General features: G+C 58.5%; 17 protein-coding genes and 9 pseudogenes. 12 read left to right on the forward strand and 14 right to left on the reverse strand.

The genetic code is table 11. The features are described 5' to 3' along the window. Window positions 1-104 precede the first annotated feature (104 nt). Window positions 105-269 (forward strand): annotated as a pseudogene (locus LPU83_RS34710) (IS630 family transposase); the annotation flags it as partial. 337 nt (window positions 270-606) lie between these two features. Here LPU83_RS34710 and LPU83_RS73820 read toward each other — a convergent pair. From LPU83_RS73820 to LPU83_RS34745, 5 genes and pseudogenes are all read right to left on the reverse strand, one after another. Beyond that, on the reverse strand, window positions 607-885 hold the full coding sequence (locus LPU83_RS73820; RefSeq protein ID WP_231052320.1) for a hypothetical protein: 279 nt from the start codon (window positions 883-885) through the stop codon (window positions 607-609). Then, a complete protein-coding gene (locus LPU83_RS34730; RefSeq protein WP_244656119.1) occupies window positions 830-3,016 on the reverse strand; it encodes a TOTE conflict system archaeo-eukaryotic primase domain-containing protein in 2,187 nt (728 codons plus the stop codon). The genes LPU83_RS73820 and LPU83_RS34730 overlap by 56 nt, the downstream gene beginning before the upstream one ends. A gap of 158 nt (window positions 3,017-3,174) precedes the next feature. Next, a pseudogene (locus tag LPU83_RS34735) lies at window positions 3,175-3,351 on the reverse strand (DUF736 family protein); the annotation flags it as partial. Window positions 3,352-4,015: 664 nt separating this feature from the next. Next, window positions 4,016-4,220: pseudogene (locus LPU83_RS73825) on the reverse strand (zincin-like metallopeptidase domain-containing protein); the annotation flags it as partial. A gap of 336 nt (window positions 4,221-4,556) precedes the next feature. Beyond that, window positions 4,557-4,697, reverse strand: a pseudogene (locus LPU83_RS34745) (IS701 family transposase); the annotation flags it as partial. 3 nt (window positions 4,698-4,700) lie between these two features. Here LPU83_RS34745 and LPU83_RS34750 point away from each other — a divergent pair. Beyond that, window positions 4,701-4,841: pseudogene (locus LPU83_RS34750) on the forward strand (transposase); the annotation flags it as partial. Between the two features lie 4 nt (window positions 4,842-4,845). Here LPU83_RS34750 and LPU83_RS34765 read toward each other — a convergent pair. The 3 pseudogenes from LPU83_RS34765 to LPU83_RS34780 form a co-directional block, all read right to left on the reverse strand. Continuing rightward, a pseudogene (locus tag LPU83_RS34765) lies at window positions 4,846-5,025 on the reverse strand (transposase zinc-binding domain-containing protein); the annotation flags it as partial. Between the two features lie 4 nt (window positions 5,026-5,029). Beyond that, window positions 5,030-5,894, reverse strand: a pseudogene (locus LPU83_RS34775) (tyrosine-type recombinase/integrase). 317 nt (window positions 5,895-6,211) lie between these two features. After that, window positions 6,212-7,247: pseudogene (locus LPU83_RS34780) on the reverse strand (type I glyceraldehyde-3-phosphate dehydrogenase). Window positions 7,248-7,975: 728 nt separating this feature from the next. Here LPU83_RS34780 and LPU83_RS34785 point away from each other — a divergent pair. After that, entirely contained in the window at window positions 7,976-9,175 is a 1,200-nt protein-coding gene (locus LPU83_RS34785) for a DUF3991 and toprim domain-containing protein (RefSeq protein ID WP_231052318.1), read from the forward strand. Window positions 9,176-9,587: 412 nt separating this feature from the next. Here LPU83_RS34785 and LPU83_RS34790 read toward each other — a convergent pair whose 3' ends face one another. From LPU83_RS34790 to LPU83_RS34855, 6 genes and pseudogenes are all read right to left on the reverse strand, one after another. Next, window positions 9,588-9,776 carry a helix-turn-helix domain-containing protein gene (locus LPU83_RS34790; RefSeq protein WP_244656120.1) on the reverse strand — a complete coding sequence of 63 codons (189 nt, stop codon included), beginning with the start codon at window positions 9,774-9,776 and terminating at the stop codon, window positions 9,588-9,590. A gap of 193 nt (window positions 9,777-9,969) precedes the next feature. Next, window positions 9,970-10,434, reverse strand: a pseudogene (locus LPU83_RS34800) (N-acetylglucosamine-6-phosphate deacetylase); the annotation flags it as partial. A gap of 76 nt (window positions 10,435-10,510) precedes the next feature. Further along, complete coding sequence (locus LPU83_RS34825) at window positions 10,511-11,545, reverse strand: SIS domain-containing protein (protein ID WP_029710492.1); 1,035 nt, start codon at window positions 11,543-11,545, stop codon at window positions 10,511-10,513. Between the two features lie 31 nt (window positions 11,546-11,576). Beyond that, window positions 11,577-12,341 carry a GntR family transcriptional regulator gene (locus LPU83_RS34830; RefSeq protein ID WP_024318623.1) on the reverse strand — a complete coding sequence of 255 codons (765 nt, stop codon included), beginning with the start codon at window positions 12,339-12,341 and terminating at the stop codon, window positions 11,577-11,579. After that, window positions 12,338-13,219, reverse strand: a complete 882-nt coding sequence (locus LPU83_RS34840; protein ID WP_157997308.1) for a glucosamine kinase nucleotide-binding domain-containing protein — start codon at window positions 13,217-13,219, stop codon at window positions 12,338-12,340. The genes LPU83_RS34830 and LPU83_RS34840 overlap by 4 nt, the downstream gene beginning before the upstream one ends. A 720-nt stretch (window positions 13,220-13,939) precedes the next feature. Continuing rightward, window positions 13,940-15,199 (reverse strand): ROK family transcriptional regulator, encoded by a 1,260-nt coding sequence (locus LPU83_RS34855; protein WP_024318625.1) that lies wholly within the window; start codon window positions 15,197-15,199, stop codon window positions 13,940-13,942. Between the two features lie 285 nt (window positions 15,200-15,484). Here LPU83_RS34855 and LPU83_RS34945 point away from each other — a divergent pair, with 285 nt between their 5' ends. From LPU83_RS34945 to LPU83_RS73840, 9 genes are all read left to right on the forward strand, one after another. Continuing rightward, on the forward strand, window positions 15,485-16,942 hold the full coding sequence (locus LPU83_RS34945; RefSeq protein WP_024318626.1) for an ABC transporter substrate-binding protein: 1,458 nt from the start codon (window positions 15,485-15,487) through the stop codon (window positions 16,940-16,942). A 67-nt stretch (window positions 16,943-17,009) separates the two neighbouring features. After that, window positions 17,010-17,939, forward strand: a complete 930-nt coding sequence (locus tag LPU83_RS34975) for a carbohydrate ABC transporter permease (protein ID WP_024318627.1) — start codon at window positions 17,010-17,012, stop codon at window positions 17,937-17,939. Between the two features lies 1 nt (window position 17,940). Beyond that, a complete protein-coding gene (locus LPU83_RS34990; RefSeq protein ID WP_024318628.1) occupies window positions 17,941-18,774 on the forward strand; it encodes a carbohydrate ABC transporter permease in 834 nt (277 codons plus the stop codon). A 28-nt stretch (window positions 18,775-18,802) separates the two neighbouring features. Beyond that, a complete protein-coding gene (locus LPU83_RS34995; protein ID WP_024318629.1) occupies window positions 18,803-19,828 on the forward strand; it encodes a Gfo/Idh/MocA family protein in 1,026 nt (341 codons plus the stop codon). 78 nt (window positions 19,829-19,906) lie between these two features. Next, on the forward strand, window positions 19,907-21,073 hold the full coding sequence (locus tag LPU83_RS35130) for an ABC transporter ATP-binding protein (RefSeq protein WP_024318630.1): 1,167 nt from the start codon (window positions 19,907-19,909) through the stop codon (window positions 21,071-21,073). Window positions 21,074-21,252: 179 nt separating this feature from the next. Beyond that, a complete protein-coding gene (locus LPU83_RS35160) occupies window positions 21,253-23,184 on the forward strand; it encodes a methyl-accepting chemotaxis protein (protein ID WP_024319169.1) in 1,932 nt (643 codons plus the stop codon). A gap of 553 nt (window positions 23,185-23,737) precedes the next feature. Then, window positions 23,738-24,238: an AAA family ATPase gene (locus LPU83_RS73830; RefSeq protein ID WP_244656121.1), complete on the forward strand. Its 501-nt coding sequence runs from the start codon at window positions 23,738-23,740 to the stop codon at window positions 24,236-24,238. A gap of 123 nt (window positions 24,239-24,361) precedes the next feature. Then, a complete protein-coding gene (locus tag LPU83_RS73835; RefSeq protein ID WP_231052315.1) occupies window positions 24,362-25,201 on the forward strand; it encodes a hypothetical protein in 840 nt (279 codons plus the stop codon). Beyond that, window positions 25,165-25,389: S8 family serine peptidase (locus LPU83_RS73840; protein ID WP_342213964.1), on the forward strand; the 225-nt coding region annotated here is incomplete at its 3' end. The genes LPU83_RS73835 and LPU83_RS73840, both read left to right, overlap by 37 nt.

Below are 25,389 nucleotides of genomic sequence, written 5' to 3' on the forward strand. Positions count from 1 at the left end.
AGAGCTCAAAGGGCGTATCGTTGAAGTAGGAACTCAACGTATCTGGCTTGTCAGCCTATCGCATGCCTCAACAGGAACCCGCACTGGAGAGTCATCATGACAAAGCGATTGAGCAGGCCTTTTCGAAGATCAAACACTGGATGCGGCACGCGCAGCGCCGAACAATTGACGAAACCTGGCGGCACATCGGCAGGCTAGTCGAAACAACCCAGCCCGACGAATGCGCCAACTATCTCGAAAACGCGGGCTATGCTTCTGTCAAAACATGAAATGCTCTAACTTGGAACACCGACGCCGATGCGGCGAAGCCAACAGCGAGCGTGTCAATCTCGAAGCCGGTCGCTCGCACCCAGTCACTCCATAGCGCCAACAGACGCACCACCTCCACGATCGTTGCAGGCGAATAATTCCGCTGGGATAACCACTCCTTGAACCCATCGACATGCGGCTGTAGCCAGTTGATCCGAACATTGATACTGCGGCGATGTCTATACTTTCGCTTTGTCACTATTACCTCCAGTTGCTTGTCGGCGCCGGGGAAGTCCGGCGTGTTGAACAAATCGGAGGTTTAAAATCCATTCCAGAAGTCGGTATGCAGCTCATCCGTTATCGGCACGGCGAGTTTGGCCTCACAGGCCCACGTGTCTTGCTGCTGTCATAATCGACGACCAGGACGTCCCGCTTACCATCATGCTGACGATGCAGACGGCCGACATACTGCGCCAGAGTTCCCTTCCAGGCGATCGGCATGGTCAGGAACAACGTGTCGAGCCGGGCGTCATCGAAGCCTTCCCCGATATAGCGGCCTATCGCAAGTATCAGGCGCTCGTCATCGTCCGCAACATTCAACGCCGTGTTGGCTTGCTTGCGATCCTTCGCCGACATGCCGCCGCGCAGCACCACCAGATTTTTCACGAACGGCGAGAACTTCTGCTGGGAGATAATCGAGGTGATCCTTACGCTCTGTCAGCAGTATGGGCGAACGTTTGGCCTCGAGGGATTTCAGCACGTCATCGAATATCAGGTCATTTCGGCCTTGGTCCTGCGCAAGGGCCGCATAGATCGTTGGCATTGACGGGCGCTCGGCCGAGACGAGTGACGCTGGCAACTCAAACTTCGTCGAACGGTCGCGGGCACGGTGGCGAATACCACGCTCGGCAGCCTGAACTCTTGCATCGACCCGATGGCGAACAGGGCCGCATTGCATGAAGATGATCGGATGATGACCGTCCTTTCGGGCAACGGTGGCAGATAAGCCGACGACATATCGCGCCTTGGATCTGCGAGCGACAAGTTCAAAACTTGCAGCGGACAGATGGTGGCACTCATCGACAATCAGATGACCGTAATTGCCGACAATGTCATCGACCTCGCCATTGCGAACCAGGCTTTGGATCAGCGCCACATCGACGATCCCTGTCGGCTTCCTTTTCCCGCCACCGATAATGCCGATCTGCTTTGGTTCGATGCTCAGGAAGGAACTCAGACGCTCTACCCATTGGGTGAGAAGCTCCCTGCGGTGAACAAGAACCAGCGTGTTGCGGCTTCGATGCGCTATGAGTGCAGCTGCGACAACTGTCTTGCCGAAGGCGGTCGTGGCGGCGAGCACGCCGTTATCGTTGGCGACAAGAGCATCAAAGGCCCGCGATTGTGGCCGTCGCAGTTCCCCTTGGAACGAAACGCCGGCGGGTAGAGCCTCTCCATCTTCGCGGAGATCCTCCAAAATGGCGATCGCGCCATGGCTCCTGATCAGCTCTACAGTTTCGTCGAAGCAGCCTCGTGGCAGCGCGACATGGCGTGGGTGAAGCTCGGCACATGAGATGATCCGCGGCTTGCCGAATGTCGGCAATCGCATTGCTTGCGCACGATAGAATTCCGGGTTCTGGAATGCTGCCAGGCGCACGAACTGCGCAATCAGCGCGGACGGAAGCTCGGTCCTATCAATGTAAACCTGGTCGGCGATCACGACCTTGATGCTTTGCGGGATCGCAGCCTCAATTCGCCGCGGCTCGCTCCGACGCGACGGTAACATCTTCCAAGGCTCGTCGGCATGTTCGTCATCGACCGGCATCCGAACGCCCAAGACCCGCCCGGACAATTCGGCTTCGTCGGCGATCCTGAAGACTTCGTCCGCCGACAACCTGGGTAAAGACGACAGGTATGCCCACTGGTCATCGTAGGGTTGCAGGTCGCCATCGACAAAAACGCTGTTGCCATTTTCACGGGCTTTCCTTTGCAGGGGAAGCGCGATCAGATTGCCAAAGCCGCCAAGTGGCATCGTATCCTGATTGGGAAAGAAGCGATCATAAGACGTGAAGCCGATCTCAGGGCGGTTCTCCATCGTCTCTGTTATCAGCGCGGCCCCCAGTTGTCGGGCGATCTTCGCCGGAACGGGTTCGGAGAAGAATATCCAGACATGGCCTCCGTTTCCCGACCTCGACCGTTCGAGGGCTGCGGCAATTCCTTTTGCACGACAGGTTGCCAGCAACGCTCTGGTATCGTCCGCCCAGCTTTCCTTGTCGAAGTCAGCAGCAAGGAACCAGCATGTTTCGTCTTGCAGCAATGGATATACGCCGGCAACAAAGTCGCTTGAGCGGGCATCGCCGCCACGAAGGTGCTTTTCGATGATATCCTCGGAATACGGGATGAACGCCTGATGGGGGCAGTCCCCACATTTCACCTTCGGCTTGCCGCAGATCCCTTTCGCCCACTCGTTGGAACAGGATGGCGAATAGCCGGTGCGTCCATCCTTTCTATTTTCCCATCGTACCGGAAAGACATCTGGGCGCCCGGCAAACAACTGCCGGAATAACTCCACCTTCTCCATCGACGGTGAGCTGTTGGTAACAGGGGCATCGGCGAAGGCTGGCTTCTCGGCGTTGGCCTGGCTATCGGAAATCAGCTGTTGCTCAAACACTTCCAGCTCACGCTCAAGCACCATCCGCTCGTCATTCAGATCGGCTAACCGCCCTCGAATGCGAGCAATGTTCTCCCAAGCATTATTCTTTTCCGCCAAATTTGCAGCTTTCGCCTAAATGATCATGCGGATCAGCATAGGCCAAAGACGTCCGCATTTTAAGACGCACTATCCATCTCAGCGGCACAGATGGCTCCGGAATTATGCGGAGTAAAATCCACCGCAAACACCGGCAAAAGCAGGCTTCAGCGGCCAACACTCCGCATAATCCCGCTCTCTGCATAATCGACATTGCCCGCGTAGATGCGGAAATGCGGACCCTTGTCGGAGGGGTTGCCGACGCGGGCGATGCGGGCCTTGACGTTGAGTGCGAGGGTGCGGATCGAGCCGGTAAAGCCGTTTTCGTTTGCGGTGAAGGTGCCGATGGTAGCCATGTCCAGTTCCTTTCGGTTGTTTCGGGCCGCGCCCTTCGCGGCCTCGATGGCTGTCGCAAGGATCGGGGACGATCGGACCGCACCCCGGAGGGGGCCGAAACGAAGTGGAGGGCGGCCGGAAGCGACTTTGTTGTTCCGCGAGGAATGGGAACGCAGTCGCAGGGGAAGAAAGTTGCGGATGGCCGTTGCGGAGAACGATCGAGGCGAAGCCGGTCTCCGATCAGACATGCCTCATCGAGCCCGGGGAGGACGTGGCCTATGACAGCGGTGGGAGGAACCTGACGATAGTGACACTCGTCAGGCGTTTGCCGTGCCGGAACGTTGCAGCCGCGAACCTGTTGCCCTGTCTCAATGTCAGAGCACTACATTGGACGCGACAAACTCGGCCTCCCGGGTAGTTGCCTCCTCTCAGCAACGCAATATTGCTGGGGCGCAATTCGTCGCCTGGAGGATCTATGCGTTTGCAGACAAAGCCGTTTATCGTCGAAATCTAGCGGTCCCGAAACCTGAAAGCCACCGATCGAAACCCATCGATCTGAGGGAAGCCTGACCTCACATCCGATCCGCATGCCCCTCGCGGAGAGAGAGAGCCGAAAGAGCTGTCGGCCGTTGCGGTGACAACGACCGACCTTGACGTCTCCTATGCATACTCTCTCTCGTCGGCCTAAATGGGCTGGAGACCGTGCAGGAAGCTGGCCCGTCTGTCGCCGGATAGAATCTTCAGCCACGAGCCGAGGAAAGATGCATGGTCCGGCCGAGACTCCACCTCCGGCGCGCCCCCCGCAAAGGAAGCAGCTTCCAAGTTCGGCGATCAGTTCCGCGGGAGCGCGCTCCGTTCTGTCCCTCGAATACCTGCTGAGGTCTCGTCCAGAGCCGGGCTCGAATTCGGTCTATCGAGTCATTAAGTTCGTCCTGCAACGACCGAAGCTGCTCATTCTCGATGAGGCGAGTTCCGCGCTCGACGAGACGACTAAGCGAAACATCTACGCAGGCCTGCGCAAAATGGGCGGCCCCGCTCTCCAATCTGGAAATCAAGCCCTTCTGCCAACTCTTCAAGCTTGTCGCCTAGGTTCACACTGTGCAACACCGGTGCAATCTCCCCGTCTATAAATTGACGCCCGAACAAGACGTTATCGCTCAAGCTTAGGTTCATGAGGCTCCTGCGCGACATAGCCAATCTGAGATAGACAAGCGTCCTTGTCCAGGTATTTGCGGGGCTGTCCAGCCTTCGCGACTGGGAGGGCAACGTCGGCGGGATAGACGTTCTGGCGTCGCGACAGACCAACTGCCCACAGCAGACCGCGCTTGCTCAAAGCCTGACGGAAAGGTCCGCTGGAGCCAGTGCCGATGACGAGCATGTCGACTTCCGGTGGAAGGACTATCGACGCCAAAGACATGATCGCGAGAAGATCATGCGCCTTGACCCGCTCGAGTTTATCCGGCGCTTCCTTCTCCACGTACTACCCGACGGCTTTCACCGTATGCCTCACAGCGAAGTTTACGCTGGCCACACTCATCGCAGGCATCGACATGGCCACCGAGCCTGGGTGTGCGGCAAGCTTCGATCGCGCCCATGACACGTCGTTCGCCGCGACCAAGATGACCGGCGTTCTCTTGCCTGTAGGAGCCACCGTGTTGCCGAAAGATGTCGGCAACTTCGAAAGCCGGTCTCAACCGACTATAATACCGGCGGCGTCACCTCCAGTCGCAATCGGTCAAGCGGGCTTGCCGTGGAGCGGATCGTGTCGGTGGAAACCCGCGTGTAATGTGCCGTGCTCGACAGGTGTGCATGACCGAGCAGTACTTGGATAATACGAATATCGGTCCCGTTCTCGAGCAGGTGAGTAGCAAAGGAATGGCGCAGCGTATGGACGGTGACGTGCTTGGAGAGACCCGCCGCCGCAACCGCCGAACGGCAGGCGGCATGCAGCACCCACGGCTCGATCGGCTTCTCAGGATCGCGCCCAGGTAACAGAATGCCCTTGGGCCGCGCCAAGCCGCCAATAGCTGCGCAAAATCCCGAGCAGTTCCGGCGACAGCATGACATAGCGGGCTTTGCCGCCCTTGCCACGCGTGATGTGAATCACCATGCGCGAGCTGTCGATATCACCGATGCTTAGTCCGCAGACTTCCGAGACCCTGAGACCGGCTCCATAGGCGCAGGTTAGTGCCACACGCGCCTTCAGGCTGGAGACAGCTTCCAGGAATTGGACTACCTCGTCCGTCGACAGAACGATGGGCAGCTTCCGCGGTGCGCGGGCATAGGGGATGCGCTCCGGGATCTCATTCTGACCGAGCGTGACCCCATAAAAAAACCGCAGCGCGCAGACGATCTGGTTCAATGCCGCCCAGGATATTCCACCTGAGACAAGGTAGACCTGGAACGCGCGGACGTCTTCAAGATCGAGCCGATCGGGCGAGCGGCCGAAATGGCGGCTGAACTTCTGGACGGCATTGATATAGGATCGTTGGGTGGCCGGAGACAGATTGCGGACCGTCATGTCCTCGATCATCCGGCGGCGAAGAGGGCTTATCTCGGCCATCTGGACCTCCTGTCTGAAGGGTGGGTTTACAAACACCACCATCCTCTCAGGCAGGAGGATCCGCTCAAAGCTCGCAAAAAATCGCCGCGATCAGCGGCTTAGTTCAATCCCAAAAATCGCCGCCCGCTAAAAATCTCCCAAAGTAGTGGGAGGGCGGGGTACGGAGCGAAACAGGGTCTCAGCGGAACGGCTTCGCCGCATCGATGACCAACCTCACGACGCCGCTCCCGTTCTCACTAGGCGGGCAGCGTTCGTACTGCACGACCTCTCCACGTTGATCGTGTCCCTAAGGCGCCAGTTGAGACAAGGAGGCTGCCTCACTGGCTCAATATGCGGGAGCATCCCTCGTTCGCGAGGCTGTGATCGTCGAGCAGCTTCGCGACGTCGAGCATCCTTGTGGCGAACCCATATTCGTTATCGTACCAGCCGAACACCCGTAGCAAACCACCAGGCGAGACCGATATCTCCGGACCTGAAATCACCAACGACTCCGGACGCGCTCGCATGTCCACGGAAACCAGTGGCCGTTCCGTCCATCCCAGAACACCTGAAGCGAGTGCCCGCTTCTTCAGTTCCTCTCGAGCGTCGGACAGCGAGGGTTCGATGCCGAGCGAGACGGTGAGGTCGATGGCGGACACGCTCGCCGTGGGCACCCGAATAGCGCGGGCCTCGATCTTGCCAGCGAGGTGGGGGAGTACCTTGCCAACCAGCTTGTGCGCGCTGGTTGTCGTTGGCACCATCGACAGCGCTGCCGCTCGACTTCTAGCGGGATCACTCCTTGGCTGATCGACGGTGGGTTGGCTGCCTGTATAGCAGTGCACCGTCGTCATCTGGCCTCCAATTACCTCGTATGCTTCGTCGATTATCTTGAGGAGAGGGGCGAGCGCGTTCGTGGTACAGGAGGCGTTGGAGACTATCCTGCTCCCGCCAATGATCTCCTCGTTGGCGCCGAGCACCACGGTTATGTCGGCCGACTCTGCCGGTCCCGAGATCAGAACACCCCTGGCTCCGGCCTCGAGTGCCCGCGATACAAACTCTCGCGTATAGGGCTGCCCCGTGCACTCGAGAAAGATGTCGACAGAGGAAAGATCGAGGCTCCTGACGTCTGGGGCATTGTGGAAGGGAAAGGCAACGGAGCCGATCCTGATCGATCGATCAAGTACGTCGACGTCTTCCGGCCCAGGGCCCGAATACGCTGTCGAACTGAAACAGGTAAGCGCAGCTATCCAACGGAGCGACATCATTGATGAGGATAAGTTCAAAGTCCTGTCGCTTTTCCAGCAGGATCCGGAGGATCGTGCGGCCGATGCGGCCAAATCCGTTGATAGCTACACGCGTCTTCCTCATGGTCATTTCGCCTCCCAGATCTCTAGTCGCCTGAGTACAGAGAGAGCTGCCATTTCGCAATGAGGCTTCAAAGGAACGCACGCGCTAGCCGACGGCTCTTCCAAATCTGTCCGCAGTAACATTTACCACCAGGAAGCACGCACCGTGGGGCGGCGAAAACAACGTGGACGGAGCGCCGCAGGAGGTCCGAATCGAGCGAAGATGAGTCGATATTTTCAGCCGAACTCGGGAAATTTCCTGCGTCTCCGCCTTGCAATTGGACCTCTAGGGCCGCGACAAGCACAAAAAAACGTCACTTTCTAATTGTCGTGTCCGAGGGTTTGGACTACCAATCGAGCACGCATAGACTGCTTATTCTCGCTCTGCTCGTGCCCCGTGCCACCGCTTGCGGCGTCGCCAAATTTTCGGATCGATCGTGAGAAGACGGAGACAACGGCTCCTGGGGAGGATCAGTTGCTGGGAGGGGTCGGGAACGTAGCGAAACCGACTATGGCACCGAAGCAATCCAATCCGCTTGTCTGTGACGGCGTCCTGGCCCGGTTCCGGATCTTCTACGATCAACCCATAAAGGGTCCGCTAGCAAGCTGCGGGCCGCTTCGGCTGCGCATTGCGGTGATCGCGCCGGACCCGAGGCTTTGAGGAGCCATCGAGCGAGATTGGCCGGCTCCCGGATGGAGCCTCTCAAATGTCGCACGATCTTTCCCTTGCACAGTCCCACGCCTTCGAGGTCGACGGTGAATACGGCGTCCTTCCAGGACGAGATCGACGCAGACGACGACATTGAGATCATCCGTGAATTTTTTCCCTGGTCGGCTCATCGAGCCGGCTCCTGCCTTTGGCGTGCCTCTTGCGAGCTGCAGGCCGCAAGGGAGGCTACGCCGCGGTCGACCCGACCATTGCATGATCCGACAATTGCCAGCCGCGCCATTGCCGCCTTTGCTCTTCGCGGCGGTCTGAAGGGTGCCCGCAAAACGATGGGCAAGGAAAAGGCAACGGAGGCCGATCGCCGAGCGATCGGGAGCAAGATGAAGAGAAGAGCAATTGAGGCGTTACGAGAACGGGTGAACTGCGCGGCCGTTCTCGAACAGGCGAGCTTCGCCATGGACAAGCAGGGAAGCACACGGCGGGCCATCAAATTTCGCCGCGGTGGGGAGATTATCATCGTCACGCATGAGGGGCGCGGATGGTTCGATCCGCTCAGCGATGCGAAAGGCGATGTGTTCGGGCTTGTCGAACATATCGATCATGTCGGATTTCTCGAGAGCGCCGAGAAGGTGGCAGATCTCGTCGGCTTCACGATGACCGAACCGGAACGGCAGCCTGCGAGGTGTGGCGAAGGATACAACCCTTCTATCCTTCAGCGTTGGCAGACGCGCCGTAGCCCATGGCCTGGATCATCGACATGGAATTACCTTCATGACGAGCGCTGTGTACCTGCACCTTTGCTCCGCGCGGCGATCAAGAAAGACCTTCTGCGAGAAGGCCCGCACGGCAGCATATGGGCGGCGCATACCGATAGTACTGGCGTTGTGACCGGCTGGGAGGCGCGCGGTCCGCAATATAGAGGTTTCGCGTCCGGAGGGACGAAGGTTCTCTTCCGTCTCGGGCCGGCGACTGCTCTGCGTCTGGCAGTCACGGAAGCCGCGATCGATGCCATAAGTCTTGCGGCAATCGAAGGGTTGCGCGAGGGCACGCTCTACCTCAGTACCAGCGGCGGATGGTCGCCGGCCACGCAAGCGGCGCTGCGGGAACTGGCCTCCCGGCCAGGCGCACGGCTGGTCGCGGCGACGGACGCCAATTCTCAAGGCGATATGTTTGCCGAGCGGTTGCGGGCGCTTGCTGAGGACGGCGGTTGCGACTGGACGCGGCTGCGCCCGCCCGAGGAGGACTGGAACGAGACGCTAAAGATCAGAGAGAAGGAAAAACGGGAATGAAAGAAAAGAGGCGTGCCGCATTCGCACCGCCCGCGTCAAGGGAGGCTTTCGCCCGGCGGAGCCGGCCCTTGACGCGGGCGGTCACGATGCCGGCGGCTCGGAAGGGGTCATAGCGGACTGAAAAGAAGACGGCGAGGTCGAGAGGACGGCGCCGCACTTCGGTCCGAAAACGCCCTCTCCCGCAATCGCCAAGGTTTTTCAGGGTGGCCAAATGGCGTATGAACAGTCTCCGCTCTAGGTTCAGATACCGTCGCAAGCCGGGCTCGCATGACGCGGGTTGGAGAAGCGATACAATGATTCACCCTTCAGGCCGACTACCCTCGGATCCTTCAGACTCTCCGGGCGAATGTCGCAAGACGCTGCATTACGTTTAAGGCAATCTTGAAGCGACCGGCGCCTGCGGATGTGCCGTTTAGTCGGATTGTCTGAGCTTCTCTTTCTCAAGCGCCTGTTCTATGGATCCGGCATTGAGCGAAACAACCGCGCGCTCCAGATAAAGCTCGATTTCGGCGATATTCTTACCCTCGATCAACGCGATCTCAGCAAGGGTCCTGCCTCGCGATACCCACCAAAGGCAGGTTCTTTCAAACGGGGAGAGCATCCTTGTCTTCATGGCAAATCGGTCCCGTTCTTCATACGGTAGAAACTCGCCATCGACTGCGCGACTGCAGGCGCGGCCATTGGAATGCGTTCAGCTAATGCTCAGCGGGTTTCCGCACAGAAAACATGGCCTTTACCAAAGGAGAAACTCCAAAAACTCGACTTAAAATCACATTTGAACGTTGGCTTCGAAAACCCTCCGTCCAGCTATCTAGCTTGACTTCCAGTTCCAGCTCGGGCGTCAGCAGTACAAAATCGGCGTCGGCTCCAGCCACAGACCGGCCTTTTTGCTTAGCAATACGCCACGGCGTCGGCGGGATAGGCTGAGCCATCCGAAACGCTTCCTCCAGTGGAAGCCCGCGCCTTTCATGCACAAAACGCACGGAGGAGAGCATGTCGGCGCCGGCGAGGGTGCCGTCATAAACCGTCAGTCGTCCGCCGTCGCGCAAAATTTCGCGGCCGTTCAAGCGTGTCATGTCGGTGGCGATGGTCGACATCGCATCGGTTACCAGGAAAATCTGGCCGGGGCCTTGTTTGCTTCGGATTGCGATGCCCATCGCTGCCGGGACGACATGGAAGCCATCGGCGATTATCCCCGCAAATAATGTCCCGGTCGCCAGCGCAGCGCCGACGACACCTGGGTCGCGGTTCGCCCGGCCTCGACAACAAGAGCGGCATCGTCATGCCATTCCATGCCGTCGAAGATCCGAGCGCCCTTTATTTGTAGGTTCGAACTCATCGCGTTTCCGTGACCTTCTTCAGGTTTGCGGGTGCATCCGGATTGTGGCCTCGCGAACGTGACCAGGCCTCCACAAAACCATAAAATGGCACGATTAGCGCCAGCGCATCGGTGATCGGGTGACCGGTCTCGACGAAGGGCAGGGGATTTGCCGTTGCTGAAAGGGGCGAGGTGATATGGACGAAGGCGCCCTTGGCAACCAGTTCGTCAGCCACTTCCGCGACCGAACCTTCGGCGGCGTCGCGGGCCGCAAGCGCCAGTATCGGAAAACGCGGTCCGACGAGTGCGACGGGTCCGTGCAGCACTTCCGCCGCGGAAAAGGCCTCGGCATGAATCCCGGTCGTCTCCTTGAACTTCAACGCCGCTTCGTTGGCGATCGCCAGTGCCGGGCCGCGACCCAGCACATAGATGGATTCGGCTTCACCGGCGTCGGCGGCAAATTCCCGCCATTCGAGTTTCGCCGCTGCGGCAAAGTGCATCGGTAGATCCGCCACCGCGCATTTAAGCGCAGAATCCCCCGTCCACTCTCCCAGCACCGCAAGGCCCGCAACGATGGAGTTGACATAGGATTTGGTGGCGGCTACTGCATTTTCCGGGCCGGCCAGAATGTCGACGGAATGGTTGCAGGCTTCCGCAAGCGGCGAGGGCAGCGTATTCGTCAGAGCGATCGAGGTGGCGCCGGCGCGCGTGGCTGAGTCGGCCAGGGCGACAATATCGGGGCTTTTACCGGATTGCGAGATCGCGATGGCTGCGCCGCGACTAAGGTTGAGCTCGGTGCCGTAGATTGACGCAAGCGAGGGTCCAATCGAAGCGACGGGCAATTTGGCCGTGAGCTCGATCGCATACTTCAGGAACAAGGCAGCATGGTCGGAGGAGCCTCGCGCGACTGTGACGACGAATGCGGGATCCTTGGTGCGCAAAGCCGCGCCGGCGGCAGCGAAGTCTTTCACTAAGCGATCAAGCAATCTGGCAGCAGCTTCTGGAATTTCGTCGATCTCTCGGCGCATGTTCGTCTGCACGGTGGCCTGCATGATAGGGATCCTGTCTTGTGAGAAGTGCGGTTCAGTTTTCGAGAAAGGTGAGTTCGGTGACGAAGCCGTCGGCATCGCCTCGGAAAAGGCAGCGGGTGAATTCTATCGCGCGGCCCGAAGCAAGATAGGCGACGCGCTTCGTCAAGAGACCGGCCGTTCCAATGGTGCCGCCGAGCATGTTGGCGTCCGGGTCTTCGATGTTGCATGCGAAAATGCGCTCGATCGCTCGGACGGGTCTAAAGTCTGCGTCCACGGGTGTTTTGTCGGTCGAGGAGGTAACGCTAAGCGAGTCGGGCAGGAACTCCGAGGAAATACATATGCGTTCGATAGCAAGCGGCCGGCCCGCCGAACTCCGCAAGCGCGTGAGGCGCGTGACGCGGCTGTCGCCGGACAGGCCGAGTGTCATCATCTCCTCTGATGCGGGATGCGACGTGCTGCGCTCGATCCACACGACTTCCGTGTCCGATCCGCGCCAGGAGACCTCACCTGTCAAAGACACCGCGCATGACAGAGGCTGATCTGCGCGGAGGGCTGAGCCGGAAACGAAGGTTCCCGAGCCGGGTCGACGAACCAAAAGCCCGTGGCGTACGAGATGGTCGATTGCCTTGCGGACCGTGACACGGCTGACGTGGACATGTGCAGCCAGATCCCGCTCGGGATAAAGAACATCGCCCTCTTTGAGTTTACCCGAGAGGATTGGCTCTTCAAGCGCCAGGCGAAGCCTATGATAGAGCGGACCGGCGCCCCTGATGTCTATGCCCCATCGTGGAGGCATGGCCGCAAGCCTGTCACTCATACGATCGCCTTCAGATGCCTGAAGCGCGAGACCGCCAGGGCTACGGCCCCCGTCAGTGCATCGCCCACGGGTGTGGCCAGTAGATTTTGATGCCGTGCGGCGATCCATGACGGATAGAGCGGCCCCAACCCACCGAGCAGGCAAATCTTCTGTGTCCCTCGTGCGACGAGACGATCCAGCACTTCGTCAACTGAAACAGCGGCTTCTTTCAACAGGCGCGCGGCAACGGCATCGCCCTGTTTCGCATGCTCGAATACCCGCGGCGCATAACGACCGAAGTCACCGGGCTTTGCCTGACGCGCAAACTCGACAATATTCCGTGGATCGTTTTTGAATTCCGCAAGGACGGAGCCGCTCACTCCGGAAATAGCATGGATGCCGTCGTGAGCCAGCAGCGTTTCTTGCAGAAGCGCATGTCCTATACGAGCGCCGCTGCCAAGGTCGCCGATCGTAAAGCCCCATCCGCCAATGTAAGTCACCGTATTGCGCTGGCGTGAGATGTAGATCGTGCCGGTTCCTAAAATGGCGACAGCTCCGTCGTCATTGCCAAGCGCACCTTGTAGCGCGATAAGCCCGTCTGACTCGATGTCTGCCTCGGGGAAGGGCAGCCGGTTTTTTACGTGGCGAACCGCGTCGCCGACATTGTTGCCCGCAACGCCGAGAACTGCACGCGCCGAGCCGATACAACGCGCATCAATACCTTCCGCGTTGAAAGCCGCACGGGTCGCATCGGCAATGCTCTCAAGCGCCGTATCCGGATCAGAGAGAATATTGGCTGGGCCGGATTGGGCCCGCGCAAGAATACGTCCGTCTGGACCGGCAACCGCCGCACGGCAGCTCGTGCCTCCGCCATCGATTCCAATCAGGTAGATCGTCATGGGCCCGGTTCCCTCAGGGCAAGGTAGTTCGACGCAACGCCGTTGAGCCGCGCTCATCACACCGCTTGTTCGTACGTGCGTCGCACAAACATACTGGATTGTCAATTGGAAACAGAAGAGGATACGATCACCTAACTCAAGGAACCTTCAATCTTTCCTGCAGACACCGAGCGCCATGCCATCTGGAAATGCTCATGCGCAAAGACGTCGACGGCTTCGTCGCTCAGGATTGGACGGTTTGCTCCATCCTTCAAGTTTGACGGGTTTTGCGGACTGGATGCGAAGGGCTCGCTCGATCCCGCAGGTTGGGAAGTACGGTTTCCAACAGTCGAAGCCTACCGTGATGCGTGGCTCGGAGATTGCCTAGCGCTCGGCTTCCACCCGATATGCCGAGGACCGCAGAGAGGCTCTTTACCGGGCATCAAATATGCTGGACATCCGCGTGGAACGGCAAACGGCGACCGCTCGGAAGACTTTCAACGACGCAATTGCTCTTGCGGAAGGAGGCTCTCAGATATTGAACTGGCAATCGGTGTTCTTTTGCACCAAGGAGGGGGAGCTTGGAAAATAACCGGCTTTGTGGGTTTCCTGCCGGTCTCACTTAAAGCCTGAGCGTCTTCTTAGCGCGTTGTTGCGCTGCTGACGGGACGCTGGCGCTGCCTCCCGCCAAACAGCCACTTTTCAGCTGTTGCTTTAGCGAGCCGAATACATCCTGTCGCCTTAGATGACCACTTTAAGATGGCTTGATAAAACCAGACCTGCGGCTCCACGTAGCGCCGTATGCCCTTCGCCTATACCATTCACCGTTATGGAAATTTCCTGACCTGGTCTCTTCACCACCATCTGCTCGACATGCCGTCTGATCCGCTCTGCAGCCTTTGTCCCGCCTCCGGCGACGTCTCCATGGAGGACGTAGGAGTTAAGGGATAATGTTTGCTGTAGGTTAACGATGCCGAAAGCTACATTGCGCGCGTAGCGGTCGAGAAGATCATCGGCTGCCTTCGAGCCCTCGTCCGCTTCCTTGACAAGGCGAGCACAGGTGATGCTTGCCGGCTGCGGCAAACCCGTCCGGGCGGCCTCTTTTCGCAGCCAGGGAAGGGCAGCCACGGTCTCCCAGCAGCCATGCTTTCCACAATTGCAAAGTGCGCCATCGATCTGGACCACGCTATGACCGAGTTCGCCGCCGGAACCAGCAAGTCCGCGGTAGACTTTGCCATCGATGAAGAAGGCTCCGCCGAGAACCTCACCGGTATAGACCGCCGCAAAATTTTGTTGGCCACGTCCGGGTCCAAACCATCGGTCACCGACAAGCAAGGCACGGGGGTGATGATCGATGACAACCGGGAGAGAGAAGTGTTCTTGTAATATGGCTACAAGGGGAAGGCCCGTCAGAACGGGAGCAAGGTTGACAGTGAGAATGACCCCATTGTCGCTGTCGATCATTCCAGCGGACGCCACGCCAATGCCGAATGGTGCCTGCTGGGCTTGAGACAGGGTAGAAGTAAGTGTCTTTGTCATAACCGCTATTAATGCTTGCTTGTCGCCAAACGGATCGAACTCGGCTTTCGTCACGGCCTTGATCTCACCGGTTAACGCGACGAGGCAGGCCTGCATCGTGCCGGGCAGAAGGAGGACTGCGCCGAGCATCGGTGCATCAGGGTTGAAATAAAGCGGACGAGCCGGCTTGCCGCCTTTGACGTCGGAAGGCGACGCATCCCCCTCGACAAGAAGCCGGTCCTCGATCATTGGCTGCACGATACCGGTTATCGTCGTGCGGTTGACGCCTGCAAGCCGGGCGAGATCTGCCCGACTTTTTGGCCCGTTATCATATAACGCTTGCAGAACTCGACCCCGGTTGATGGCGCCAAGTGCTGATTGCGAGACAAGCGTCACGTTGCTGCCATTCTCGCCGGCAGGGACTTCTCTGCTCGTTGGCGTGCGCTGGCCCAACGAATAGGACGGCTGGCTCTCAAATTTCAATTTTCATCTCCAATCTGCCGGATCCCTTTGTAGCCTGTACAGTCTCGAACGGCCAGACAGCATAAGGCCTTTCCCATGACGCAATTGGATGGCGGCGGCGCGTCGCGGTTGATGCCCGCAAATTTTCAGTGCGGCAACTTCTTGACACTATCATAAGTTTGTGCGACGTACAAACTAACTGCTGACAAAAGCAAACTAGGGGTAACAATCTCAGTATCTACAGCGGAAGCCAAGGGCTGCGCTGACCGGTCGGGGTTGGATTACAGATCAACTGAGGAGGCTCTTATGACGATCGATATCGGAAATATGTCGCGACGTGACCTGCTGAAAAGCGCTTCCGTCGCAGCTCTTGTGGCTGGCGCGGGTTCGTTGGCCATTCCACGGCGAGGTGCCGCACAGGATGCGAACACGGTCCGCGTCCTGTCCGTTGAAGACCCATTCTTCTTCTCGATGAAGGCGCTGGTGCCGGAATACGAGAAGGAAACCGGCATCAAGGTGGAATTGGAGAGCCTCTCCTATGACGCCCTTCAGTCGCGCCTCGTGTCGGCCTTTGTCGCCAAGACCTCGGACGCCGATGTCATAGTTGTTGACCAGATGTGGCTCGGGCAGTACCTCGACAATGGCTGGATCATCTCGCTGAACGATTTTATTGCCAAGGACAGCGAATTCGACCTTTCCGACTTCATCCCGGAGGTCCTCTACTCCTCGAACATGTGGCGCGGCCAGGTCGGCACACTGCCGGTTGCCGCCTATGCGCAGGGGGTCATGTATCGCAAGGACGTCTTTGACGAGCTTGGTATCGCAGCGCCGCCGACCGAAACGTCGGAAGACTGGACCTGGACGAAATACGTCGACACACTGAAGTCGATGGAAGGCAAGTCATTCGCCGGCAAGCCGCTGTTTCCAACCGTCGTTTGCGGTTCCCAGCCGTCGCCGATCGTCCATATGTTCACGCAGGTTTCGGCAAGCCACGGGGCGAACTGGTTCAAATCGTTCCCGGCCGCCCCGTGGGATTTCTCCCCACAACTGACAAGCCCCGCTTGGATCAAGTCTGTCGAAGTCTACAGGCAGCTCTACAAGCTGTCTCCGCCTGAAGCGATCAACTATGTCTGGTTCGACGCCGGCACCCGGTTTGCCAAGGGCGACATCGGCATGTTCTACTGGTGGACCCCGTACTTCTATCTGATCAAGAATTCCGGTTACATGACCGGCAAGAAATCGGACGTAATGGACAGGTACGCAACGGCGGCCTTGCCGAAAGCCGAGGGCGTGCCTCAGACAGTCAGCCTCGGCGGCTGGAGCCTTGGCATCCCGTCCAGTTCCGAAAGACAAGAGGCCGGCTACGCCTTCATCAAATGGGCGACCTCGAAGGCCACGCAGAAGAAAATGGCTCTTTGGCCGGACCTCAACTATCAGTTCTCCGACTTTGCGCGCGCTTCGCTCTATGAGGACGAAGAGGTCAAGGCGATCTATCCTTACCTCGATGTGCAGTATGCAATGATGAAGCAGGGAAATGGCAAGGTCACACGTCCGCCTGTTCCTGGTTATACGGCCGTCGAAAGTGTGCTGGGCCTCACACTGAACCAGCTCCTGACCGGCAGCGAAGAACCGAAGACCGGCCTCGAGCGCGCCAACAGCCTGTTCGAGAGCATCCTCAAGGGCAATCTCATGATCCCCTACCAGAAGGATAGCTACGCGGATACTCTCCATGGGGCCAAAGCCCTAATCGCCAAGAAGAAATAGAGTTCTCCTCGGGCCGGCGCGACAGCGATCGCGCCGGCAGCCAACGGAAGAAGAACTGGATTTGGCAATGCACACGACAATTGTTCGCTCTTCGCGAGCCCTCGGGCCTGCCCGGAAGAGCTTTATCCGACGAAACCTACCTTACTTGCTGATTGCGCCTTCGGTGGTAATGCTGCTCGCTCTGATCGCCTACCCCTTGCTGTTTGCTCTGAGATCGAGCTTCTACTTCTGGAACCTGCAAATCGGACCGGAACCGCTCCAATTCGTTGGCTTCGAGAACTATGTGCAGGCCTTCAACGCCTTTGACTTTCGCGCCGCGCTCGCCAACACGCTGATCCTGTCAATCCTTGGCACGGCACTTGAGTTCACATTCGGGCTTGCGATCGCGCTCATCCTGCTCAAGGCCTTGCCTGGCATGAACGTTGTGCGTGCCCTGCTGATCCTGCCCACCACGATCGCGCCCATCGTCGTCGGCTTTTTGTTCCGCTACCTCTATGATCCCGGCGGTGGACTGTTGAGCTGGGTGTTGCAGTCGCTCTGGCTCCCCGTTCCCGCGGAAGGCATTCTCGGCTCGCCGTCGACAGCGCTTGCGGCCATCCTCTTCGTCGACATCTGGCAATGGACGCCGTTCTTTGCAATCGTTCTCTATGCAAGCCTCCTGGCCGTCCCCGACGAGATTTTGGAGGCCGCACGACTGGATCGGGCATCTGCATGGACGATCCTGATGCGGATCAAGCTGCCGCTGATCAAGCGCACGGCGATCATCATCGTCATGTTGCGCTTCATGCAAATCTTCAACACCTTCGACACGGTGCTTGTGCTCACCCGCGGCGGACCGGGCACCTCCACCCGCACCCTCGGATACTCGCTGTACGAACAGGGCCTCGTGAACTTCAACATCGGTCTCGTCAGTGCAATGACCTGGATCACAGTGCTGATCGTCAACGTCATCGTTGCCCTCTACGTGTTCTTCGCGTTCCGAAACGAGGAGTGGTAAAATGTTCCGTCGCCACACGAGCTTCAACACGGCACTCACTTACGCCGCCGGCCTCCTCTTCCTGGCAATCTTCGTTGGGCCGATCCTCTGGTTCATCGCTCTTGCGATCCGCCCGGCCGAGACGGCGTTCATCATGCCGCCGCAACTTACCTTCGAGCCCAATCTCGACGCGTTCCGGCATATCCTCGTCGATCCCGGCACCAATGCGCCGCAACTGGTCAACAGCCTTATCGTCGCAATCGGTGCTGTGTTGCTCAATCTGCCCTTTTCGGTTCCCGCTGCCTACGCGTTGTCCCGTTTCAAGCTACGCGGCAAGAAGAACATCATGTTGTGGTATCTCGGCCTGCTGATGGCCCCGCCGGTCGCGTTTCTGATCCCCTATTTCATCCTCATCACGCGCATCGGTCTGCAGGGTTCCTACTTCTCGATGATCCTGGTTCTCCAGACACTGACGATCCCGTTTTCCGTCTGGTTGATGAAGAGCTTCATCGACGAGGTTCCAGTCGAACTGGAGGAAGCTGCCCGGGTCGACGGCGCCCGTTGGTATACGATCATGTTGCGGATCACACTGCCGATCGTTCGTCCCGGCATCATTGTCACCTCGATGTTCGCCTTCGTGTTCGCATGGAACAACGCCGCCTTTCCGCTGGTGCTGAGCTCGCGCTCGACCGCCACCCTTCCGATCGGAACACTTGGATATTTCGCCACGAGCGGAGTGACGTGGAATTACATCGCCGCCGCTGCCGTGCTCGCGATGATACCGCCGATGATCATCTTCCTTGTTTTCGATCGATATGTCGTTCGAGGCCTCACCTTTGGTTCGGTGAAGGGCTGAGCTTTCCCTTTATGAATGGAGTAATGCAATGTGCAAAATGCGAATGGGCGTCATCGGCGCCGGTCTCTGGGGCGGCAATCACGCCCATACCTTTAATGTCTTGCCGGAGACCGAGCTGGTCGGCGTTTGCGACCTCGATGAGGGCAGGGCGCTGAAGATGAAGGAAACCTACGGCGCAACGCGGGCCTTCATCGACTACCACAAGCTGATCTTAAGCGATCAGATCGATGCGATCTCGGTCGCGACACCTGACTTTACCCACACGCCGATCATTCTCGCTGCTCTGAAAGCCGACAAGCACGTATTGAGCGAAAAGCCGCTTGCAACGACAGTGCGTGAAGCCGAGGAAATTGCTGCGGCTGCCGCAAAGTCCAAGGGCAAGCTGATGATTGATTTCCACAACCGTGTGAATCCGATCCTTGCCCAGGTCCGCGACATGATTCAGGACGGTCAGATCGGCCTGGCCAAGCACGGCACCGCGCGTCTTTCGAATACGACATTCGTTCCATTCGAAATGCTGAGCTGGGCTGCAAAATCTTCGGCACTCTGGTTTTTGGGCAGCCATTTGGTCGATGTCCTGCGTTTTATTCTCGCAGACGAGGTCGTGCGTGTTTATTCCGTCGCCCGCTCGGGTACCCTGTCTGCCGGCGGCGTGGATACGAAGGACTTCCATGTGTCGGTGCTTGAATTTTCCAAGGGCACGGTCGTGACCATGGAGAACAGCTGGATCCTGTCGCGTGACAATCCTTCGCTCGTCGATTTCAAGATCGAGTTTGTTGGTGAAAAGGGCCAGGTGCAGGCAGACCCGACCCATAGCGGCGGCCTGCGCCGGATCGTCGATGGCGGACTAAAATACAATGACTATATCGGCATAACACCCACCGGCGCGACGCGTATCGGCGGCTTTGTCCTGGAATCCATTGCTCGCTTTGTCGATAGCGTGGTGCGTGACGCTCCGCTGCTGGCAGATGCACAGGACGGCCTCGCAAACACCAAGATCCTGGCCGCGATCGAGGAATCCGTCGCGACCGGCAAGGCTGTGAACATCGGCTAAAGCCGGAACGAAAAGCGCGGGGCATGTCCACACGAACAGTGCGGCTTGCCTCGCTTGAAAATACGGGGAGTAGATAAAATGGCGTCCATGACCTTCGACGGGATCGGCAAGACCTTTCCGGACGGAACCGTTGCTGTTGCAAATGTCACTTTTTCGGTCGCGGACGGAGAATTCGTCGTGTTGGTCGGCCCGTCGGGTTGTGGCAAGTCGACATTGTTGCGGATGGCAGCAGGCCTTGAAACGCTAAACAGCGGTCGGCTGCTCATGGATGACGCTGATGTCACCGAGACCGAGCCCCAGGACCGGGATATTGCGATGGTTTTCCAGAACTACGCGCTTTACCCCCATATGACCGTTTACGACAACATGGCCTTCGGTCTTCAGCAGCGCAAAATGCCCAAGGACAAGATCGACAAGCTGGTGCGCGACGCAGCAGAAATGCTCGATCTCACCCGCTATCTTGAGCGCAAGCCCGGGGCATTGTCCGGTGGTCAGCGCCAACGCGTGGCGATGGGTCGAGCGATCGTTCGCCATCCCTTGGCCTTCCTGATGGACGAACCACTTTCCAACCTGGATGCCAAGCTCCGCGTGCAGATGCGCGGTGAACTGAAGCTGCTTAATCAGCGGCTTGGCGTAACGACCCTCTATGTAACCCACGATCAGGTCGAGGCCATGACCATGGGCGATCGTGTGGCTGTGCTGAAGCCGGTGTTCAACGGACAGGAAAGTAATCTCCAGCAGATCGACACCCCGCAGATGCTCTACGACAAGCCTGCCAACCTCTTCGTCGCCGGGTTCATCGGCTCGCCCGCCATGAATTTCATCCGCGTCGAGCTGACGGCGGAAGCCGGCTCGCTCAAAGCTGCGGTCACTGGAACTAAGATATCCTTCTCCATACCAGCCAAGGCGGCATTGTCGGCCTATGCAGGGCGACAAGTCATTGCCGGGATCCGCCCGGAGATGTTCCAGGTTTGTCCGGAGGCTGAGGCATTGTTCAACGAGCAGATACCAGTCGCTGAAGCGCTTGGAGCTGACACCTTCGTCTTTTTCGACATCGCGTCACCGCCGATAAATATAAACGATGCCGAAGACACGGAAGACTTTCCCAATAAGGGCAAGAACCGGCTTGTGGCGCGTATCCCACCGGCGCTGACACCACGTCCCAATCAGCTGCTGCCACTGACTGTCGATCTGGAGAAGTTGCATTGGTTCGACCCTGTAACGGGGACCGCGATCCGCGACTGACAGAACATGCACGAACTATCGCCAGCTAGGGTTCAACTCTTTCTCCTGCCCTCCCAGGCAACTTGGCTGTCATCGAACACGAGTTCGGCGGCAGCCATTTTTTTAAACTCAAGACATCAAACGATCAGAACCTGAACATCCATGCACCGTGAGTGCCACTGGGCTTAGAGGAGTGGCTTGTGAAACACGTTTCCATTGTCGGTAAGTTCTTTATCATCATGGCTGTCTTTGGCGTCATGGCGCTCGGTCTGGCGTTCTACCAGAGCCGGCAAATGCTGAAGGTTAACGACAGCTATCGAGGGCTTCTCGACAGAGATGCATCTGCAGCACTTCGCTTGACCCAGTCGAACCGAAGTCTAGAAACAGCGCGTGCCAGCATCAGCGACATGGTGATGACGCGGTCCAAAGAGGCGAGGTCGCGCGCAGAAGCTGGCCTGAACGACGCGCGAGAAAACTTCGTCAGATTCATGGATATGGCGATCGCTGTGGTTCCGGAGCAGAGCGAATTGCCAAAGTTGAAGTCGGATGGTTTCTCCGTCCTGACCGATACATGTGGTGCAGCCATCGCAGTTGGCCGCGGCGCGACCAGTGAAGCCGAGCTCGCCATGGTGCAGCAACTCTATCTCACTTTGTGCCAACCCGCCTTTGCTGCCATCTCGCCGCGGTTCACATCCGTGACCGAACAACTCGCCTCCGATGCAGAGCAAAAGCGTGCTGATGTTTCACGCGTGGTCCGTGACACGTCCATGCTGAGTTTGGGAGCGGCTATTGGGGCACTCCTCGTTATCTCGTGCTTCGGTTTTCTCGCAATTCGGACCTGGTTGGTCAAACCCATCAAGCAGATGGTGGTGACGATGAAGATCATTGCGGACGGCGATCTCACATCGACCATCGAGGGAACGATCCGCCGTGACGAGATCGGATCGATGGCCCGAGCGGTGCAGATCTTCAAGGACAACGAGTTGAGGGCGCGGGATCTAGAAAAGGATGTGGAGGCCAGTCGTGGCGCAAACGAGATTGAACGTGCGCGCATCGCCGAGACCGAGCGTCAGCGGGCACAGGATATGGCTGAGGCCACGGTCAGCCTGGCAGAAGGCCTGAAGCAACTCGCCGGCGGCAACCTCGTGTTCAGGCTCGACGGCAATTTCGCCGGGGACTTCGAACCGTTGCGCGCGAACTTCAACGCTGCTGTTGCCCAACTCGCTGAAAGCTTGAGAGCCGTGTCCGACGCCACCGGATCGATAGATGACGGCGCGCAGGAAATCAGTGTGAGCGCCCAAGACCTGTCACGCCGCACGGAGCATCAGGCTGCTTCCTTGGAGCAGACCGCCGCCGCACTGGATCAAATTACCCAGAACGTCGCCAGTTCCTCAAGGCGCACAGCGGAGGCGCGACATGTTGCGATCGAGGCAAACAAGTCGGCGCGCCGCTCCGGGGAAGTGGTCTCCAGCGCTGTCGCGGCAATGCAACGCATCGAACGGTCATCCTCGCAGATCTCGAGTATTGTCGGTGTCATCGACGAAATCGCGTTTCAGACCAATCTTCTGGCGCTCAACGCCGGCGTCGAGGCCGCACGGTCGGGTGAGGCTGGAAAAGGATTCGCGGTGGTTGCCCAGGAAGTGCGGGAGCTTGCTCAACGCTCCGCGCATGCCGCGAAAGAGGTCAAGGATCTGATCCTCAATTCGGTCGATGAAGTCAGCAATGGTGTCAAGTTGGTCCGGGATACCGGCGACACGCTCAAGATCATCGAGGAACAGATCATACTGATCAACACTCAGCTGGATGCCGTCACGGCCGCTTCCAACGAGCAGTCCGTAACCCTTTCTGAGGTCAACCGGACAGTCAATCAAATGGATCAGGTTACCCAGCAAAATGCGGCTATGGCCGAGGAATCCACGGCTGCAAGTACGGCACTTGCCGTCGAGGCAAAGCGGTTACGAGAGATTGTGTCGGAGTTTCAGATCGACGAAGGCGATGCAACTCGTGGGCGGCAAACGGGTGATATCGACCCGCACTCAACGTCCTCGCCCGCCCGCCGAATGCTGGAAAAGGTCGCGAACGCACTCGGAATGGCAAGCAATAGTGACGCGGAAGAACGATACCGGTCGTGAGCGCAACGGGTGGCGCTCCGCAGCCTCGAATGATATGCACGCCGAACAATCGCTACGGGAGAAGCGTTTTCCCCGAAGTTATGAAGAAATCGCAAGGGTCAGGCGAGTTGCGCCGAAGACCATAGGCAAATCTGTTCAGAAAGTTTTTATATAGATCAGTCGGACTTTCTAAATTGCGCGAGTTAGACGATGGCATCGGCACAACAACTCATAGGGCTTGTAAAGAGCCATGCTGAAGGCGACGCGGATCGTTTTTACGATCTCGCGATGCAACTGGCTGCGGCGGAATCCCAGAAGGGTCACGACCGTCTGGCCGAGCAGTTGAGGCAATGGGCAGAAGCCGGGGCGGCGACCCCCGAGGCGAAGCGGCCCACGCTGACGCCTCTCGCAGCTCCTCGAGGGGAACTGGCAGGATTTTTAGCGGCCAGTTATCCGACAGCACGAATGGCCGATGTGATTGTGCCCGCTATCATCGAAGACGAACTGAAGCACCTCGTCACTGAAATTCACCACGCTGAAAAGCTTGAGGAACGAGGTTTGCGGCCGAGAAGGCGTGTTCTTCTTGCCGGCCCGCCAGGAGACGGGCAAGACGCTGACAGCCGCAGCTTTGTCGGCGGAGTTGCGGTATCCTCTGTTCACCGTTCTGCTTCACGGTCTGATTACGAAGTTCATGGGCGAGACCGCACAGAAGCTTCGTATGGTCTTCGATGCGATCAAAACCACGCGGGGCGTCTACCTCTTCGACGAGATCGACGCGCTTGCATCAAGCCGCGGGAACGAAAATGACGTTGGCGAGGCCCGCCGTGTCCTAAACTCCTTCCTGCAGTTTCTGGACGAGGATATGGGCCCTTCTATCATCGTCGCGACCACGAACCTGTCGGAGTTGCTCGACCGTGCCGTACTGCGCCGTTTCGATCTCGTGCTCTCTTACGATCTTCCCAACCAGGACGCCATCGAGAAGGCAATGCGCCGGCGACTTCACGGTTTTGGAGTTGCCAACATCGACTGGGTCGGATCGCAGGTTGTGCGGTTGGCTTGTCGACAGCAGACGTGATCGCTGCTGCGGAAGACGCGGCCCGCCGCGCGGTCATTCTCGACATGGGTGCGGTTGAGACGGCTGCTGTCATCGCATCGTTGGAGCGGCGACGTTCGCTTCAAGGCATAGGAACGGAAAAGCATGGCTCGAGACCGGCGCCACTTCACGCTGAACGGACTGGGAAAAGTGCGCCCGTTCGCGGCCAAAACAGGCGGGTCAGCAAGTCATCCAAGTGACGTCAATAATCGCCAAGCGCATGCGCAGGCACTTCTCGCTGCGCTCGATCATCTTCCCGACCTCGCCCAAGACAATCTGCCAGGCGTCTATCTCGCGATAGAGGGCAGGCCAAACGAGGTCATGGTCACCAAGAGCCTCAACGCCAGTGGGCTCACGCTCCTTCGTGTCGAAAAGCCGGCTGGCGCGCCAGCCGAAGCGACAGTCTTTGCCTCCGAGAAGGGATTGGCGAAGCTGCGACAAAAGATCGAAGCGTTTGGCGGCGACATCCCGCGCAAAGAGGATGGCTCCACTGGGGCACCCCAAAATGCCGATCTTGTGCAAAGCATCAGCGCCATTTCCGAGGCGGGTCTGCGTGCCCTTTGGCGCAGCCCCGGCGCGCGTTTCCCTGCACAAGTTGGCAAAAAGCCATGGGAAGTCTGGCTCGACAAGAATAGCGCGGCCGCTTTTGTCGATAGAGCGGCGGAATATGGGGTCGCCGTGGGGACGGACAGGCTTGAGTTCCCTGAGGACCTTGTTGTCATTGCAGTCGCGACCAACGAGGAACTGGCCGCCGCGGTTCGCAGCCTCGGATGCGTGCGGGCTCTAGCGACACCGACGCGCACCGCCGATGACTTCGACGCAATGCCGGTGGAAGAGCAGCTTGACTGGGTTGATGACCTTTCCAATCGAACGACGTTCGAAGCAACCGTGGATCCGAACTTCATCACATGCTCGATCGCGGCGTCAGCCGGGCACATCCACTGATACAGCCGGCGCTTGCGGCCGGTGACCGGCATGCGGCGGAGCCTGCATGGGACGTTAACGACTATGTCGGCCATGGTACCCAACTCGCGGGGCTCGCACTTTGCGGCGACCTGAGTACCGCGCTGCAAACCACATTGCCGATCTCGATTCGACACAGGCTCGAGTCCGCGAAAGTCATGCCGGAGGCA

This window comes from Rhizobium favelukesii (assembly GCF_000577275.2).
In the GTDB taxonomy this organism is placed as follows: Bacteria; Pseudomonadota; Alphaproteobacteria; order Rhizobiales; family Rhizobiaceae; genus Rhizobium; species Rhizobium favelukesii.

Coding starts and splice junctions, on each gene's coding strand:
- LPU83_RS73820 (WP_231052320.1), bottom strand. CDS start 885: ATGTCGGCGAAGGATCGCAAGCAAGCCAACACGGCGTTGAATGTTGCG.
- LPU83_RS34790 (WP_244656120.1), bottom strand. CDS start 9,776: ATGCTCTCCCCGTTTGAAAGAACCTGCCTTTGGTGGGTATCGCGAGGC.
- LPU83_RS34825 (WP_029710492.1), bottom strand. CDS start 11,545: ATGCAGGCCACCGTGCAGACGAACATGCGCCGAGAGATCGACGAAATT.
- LPU83_RS34830 (WP_024318623.1), bottom strand. CDS start 12,341: ATGAGTGACAGGCTTGCGGCCATGCCTCCACGATGGGGCATAGACATC.
- LPU83_RS34840 (WP_157997308.1), bottom strand. CDS start 13,219: ATGACGATCTACCTGATTGGAATCGATGGCGGAGGCACGAGCTGCCGT.
- LPU83_RS34945 (WP_024318626.1), top strand. CDS start 15,485: ATGACGATCGATATCGGAAATATGTCGCGACGTGACCTGCTGAAAAGC.
- LPU83_RS34975 (WP_024318627.1), top strand. CDS start 17,010: ATGCACACGACAATTGTTCGCTCTTCGCGAGCCCTCGGGCCTGCCCGG.
- LPU83_RS34990 (WP_024318628.1), top strand. CDS start 17,941: ATGTTCCGTCGCCACACGAGCTTCAACACGGCACTCACTTACGCCGCC.
- LPU83_RS34995 (WP_024318629.1), top strand. CDS start 18,803: ATGTGCAAAATGCGAATGGGCGTCATCGGCGCCGGTCTCTGGGGCGGC.
- LPU83_RS35130 (WP_024318630.1), top strand. CDS start 19,907: ATGGCGTCCATGACCTTCGACGGGATCGGCAAGACCTTTCCGGACGGA.
- LPU83_RS73835 (WP_231052315.1), top strand. CDS start 24,362: ATGGCTCGAGACCGGCGCCACTTCACGCTGAACGGACTGGGAAAAGTG.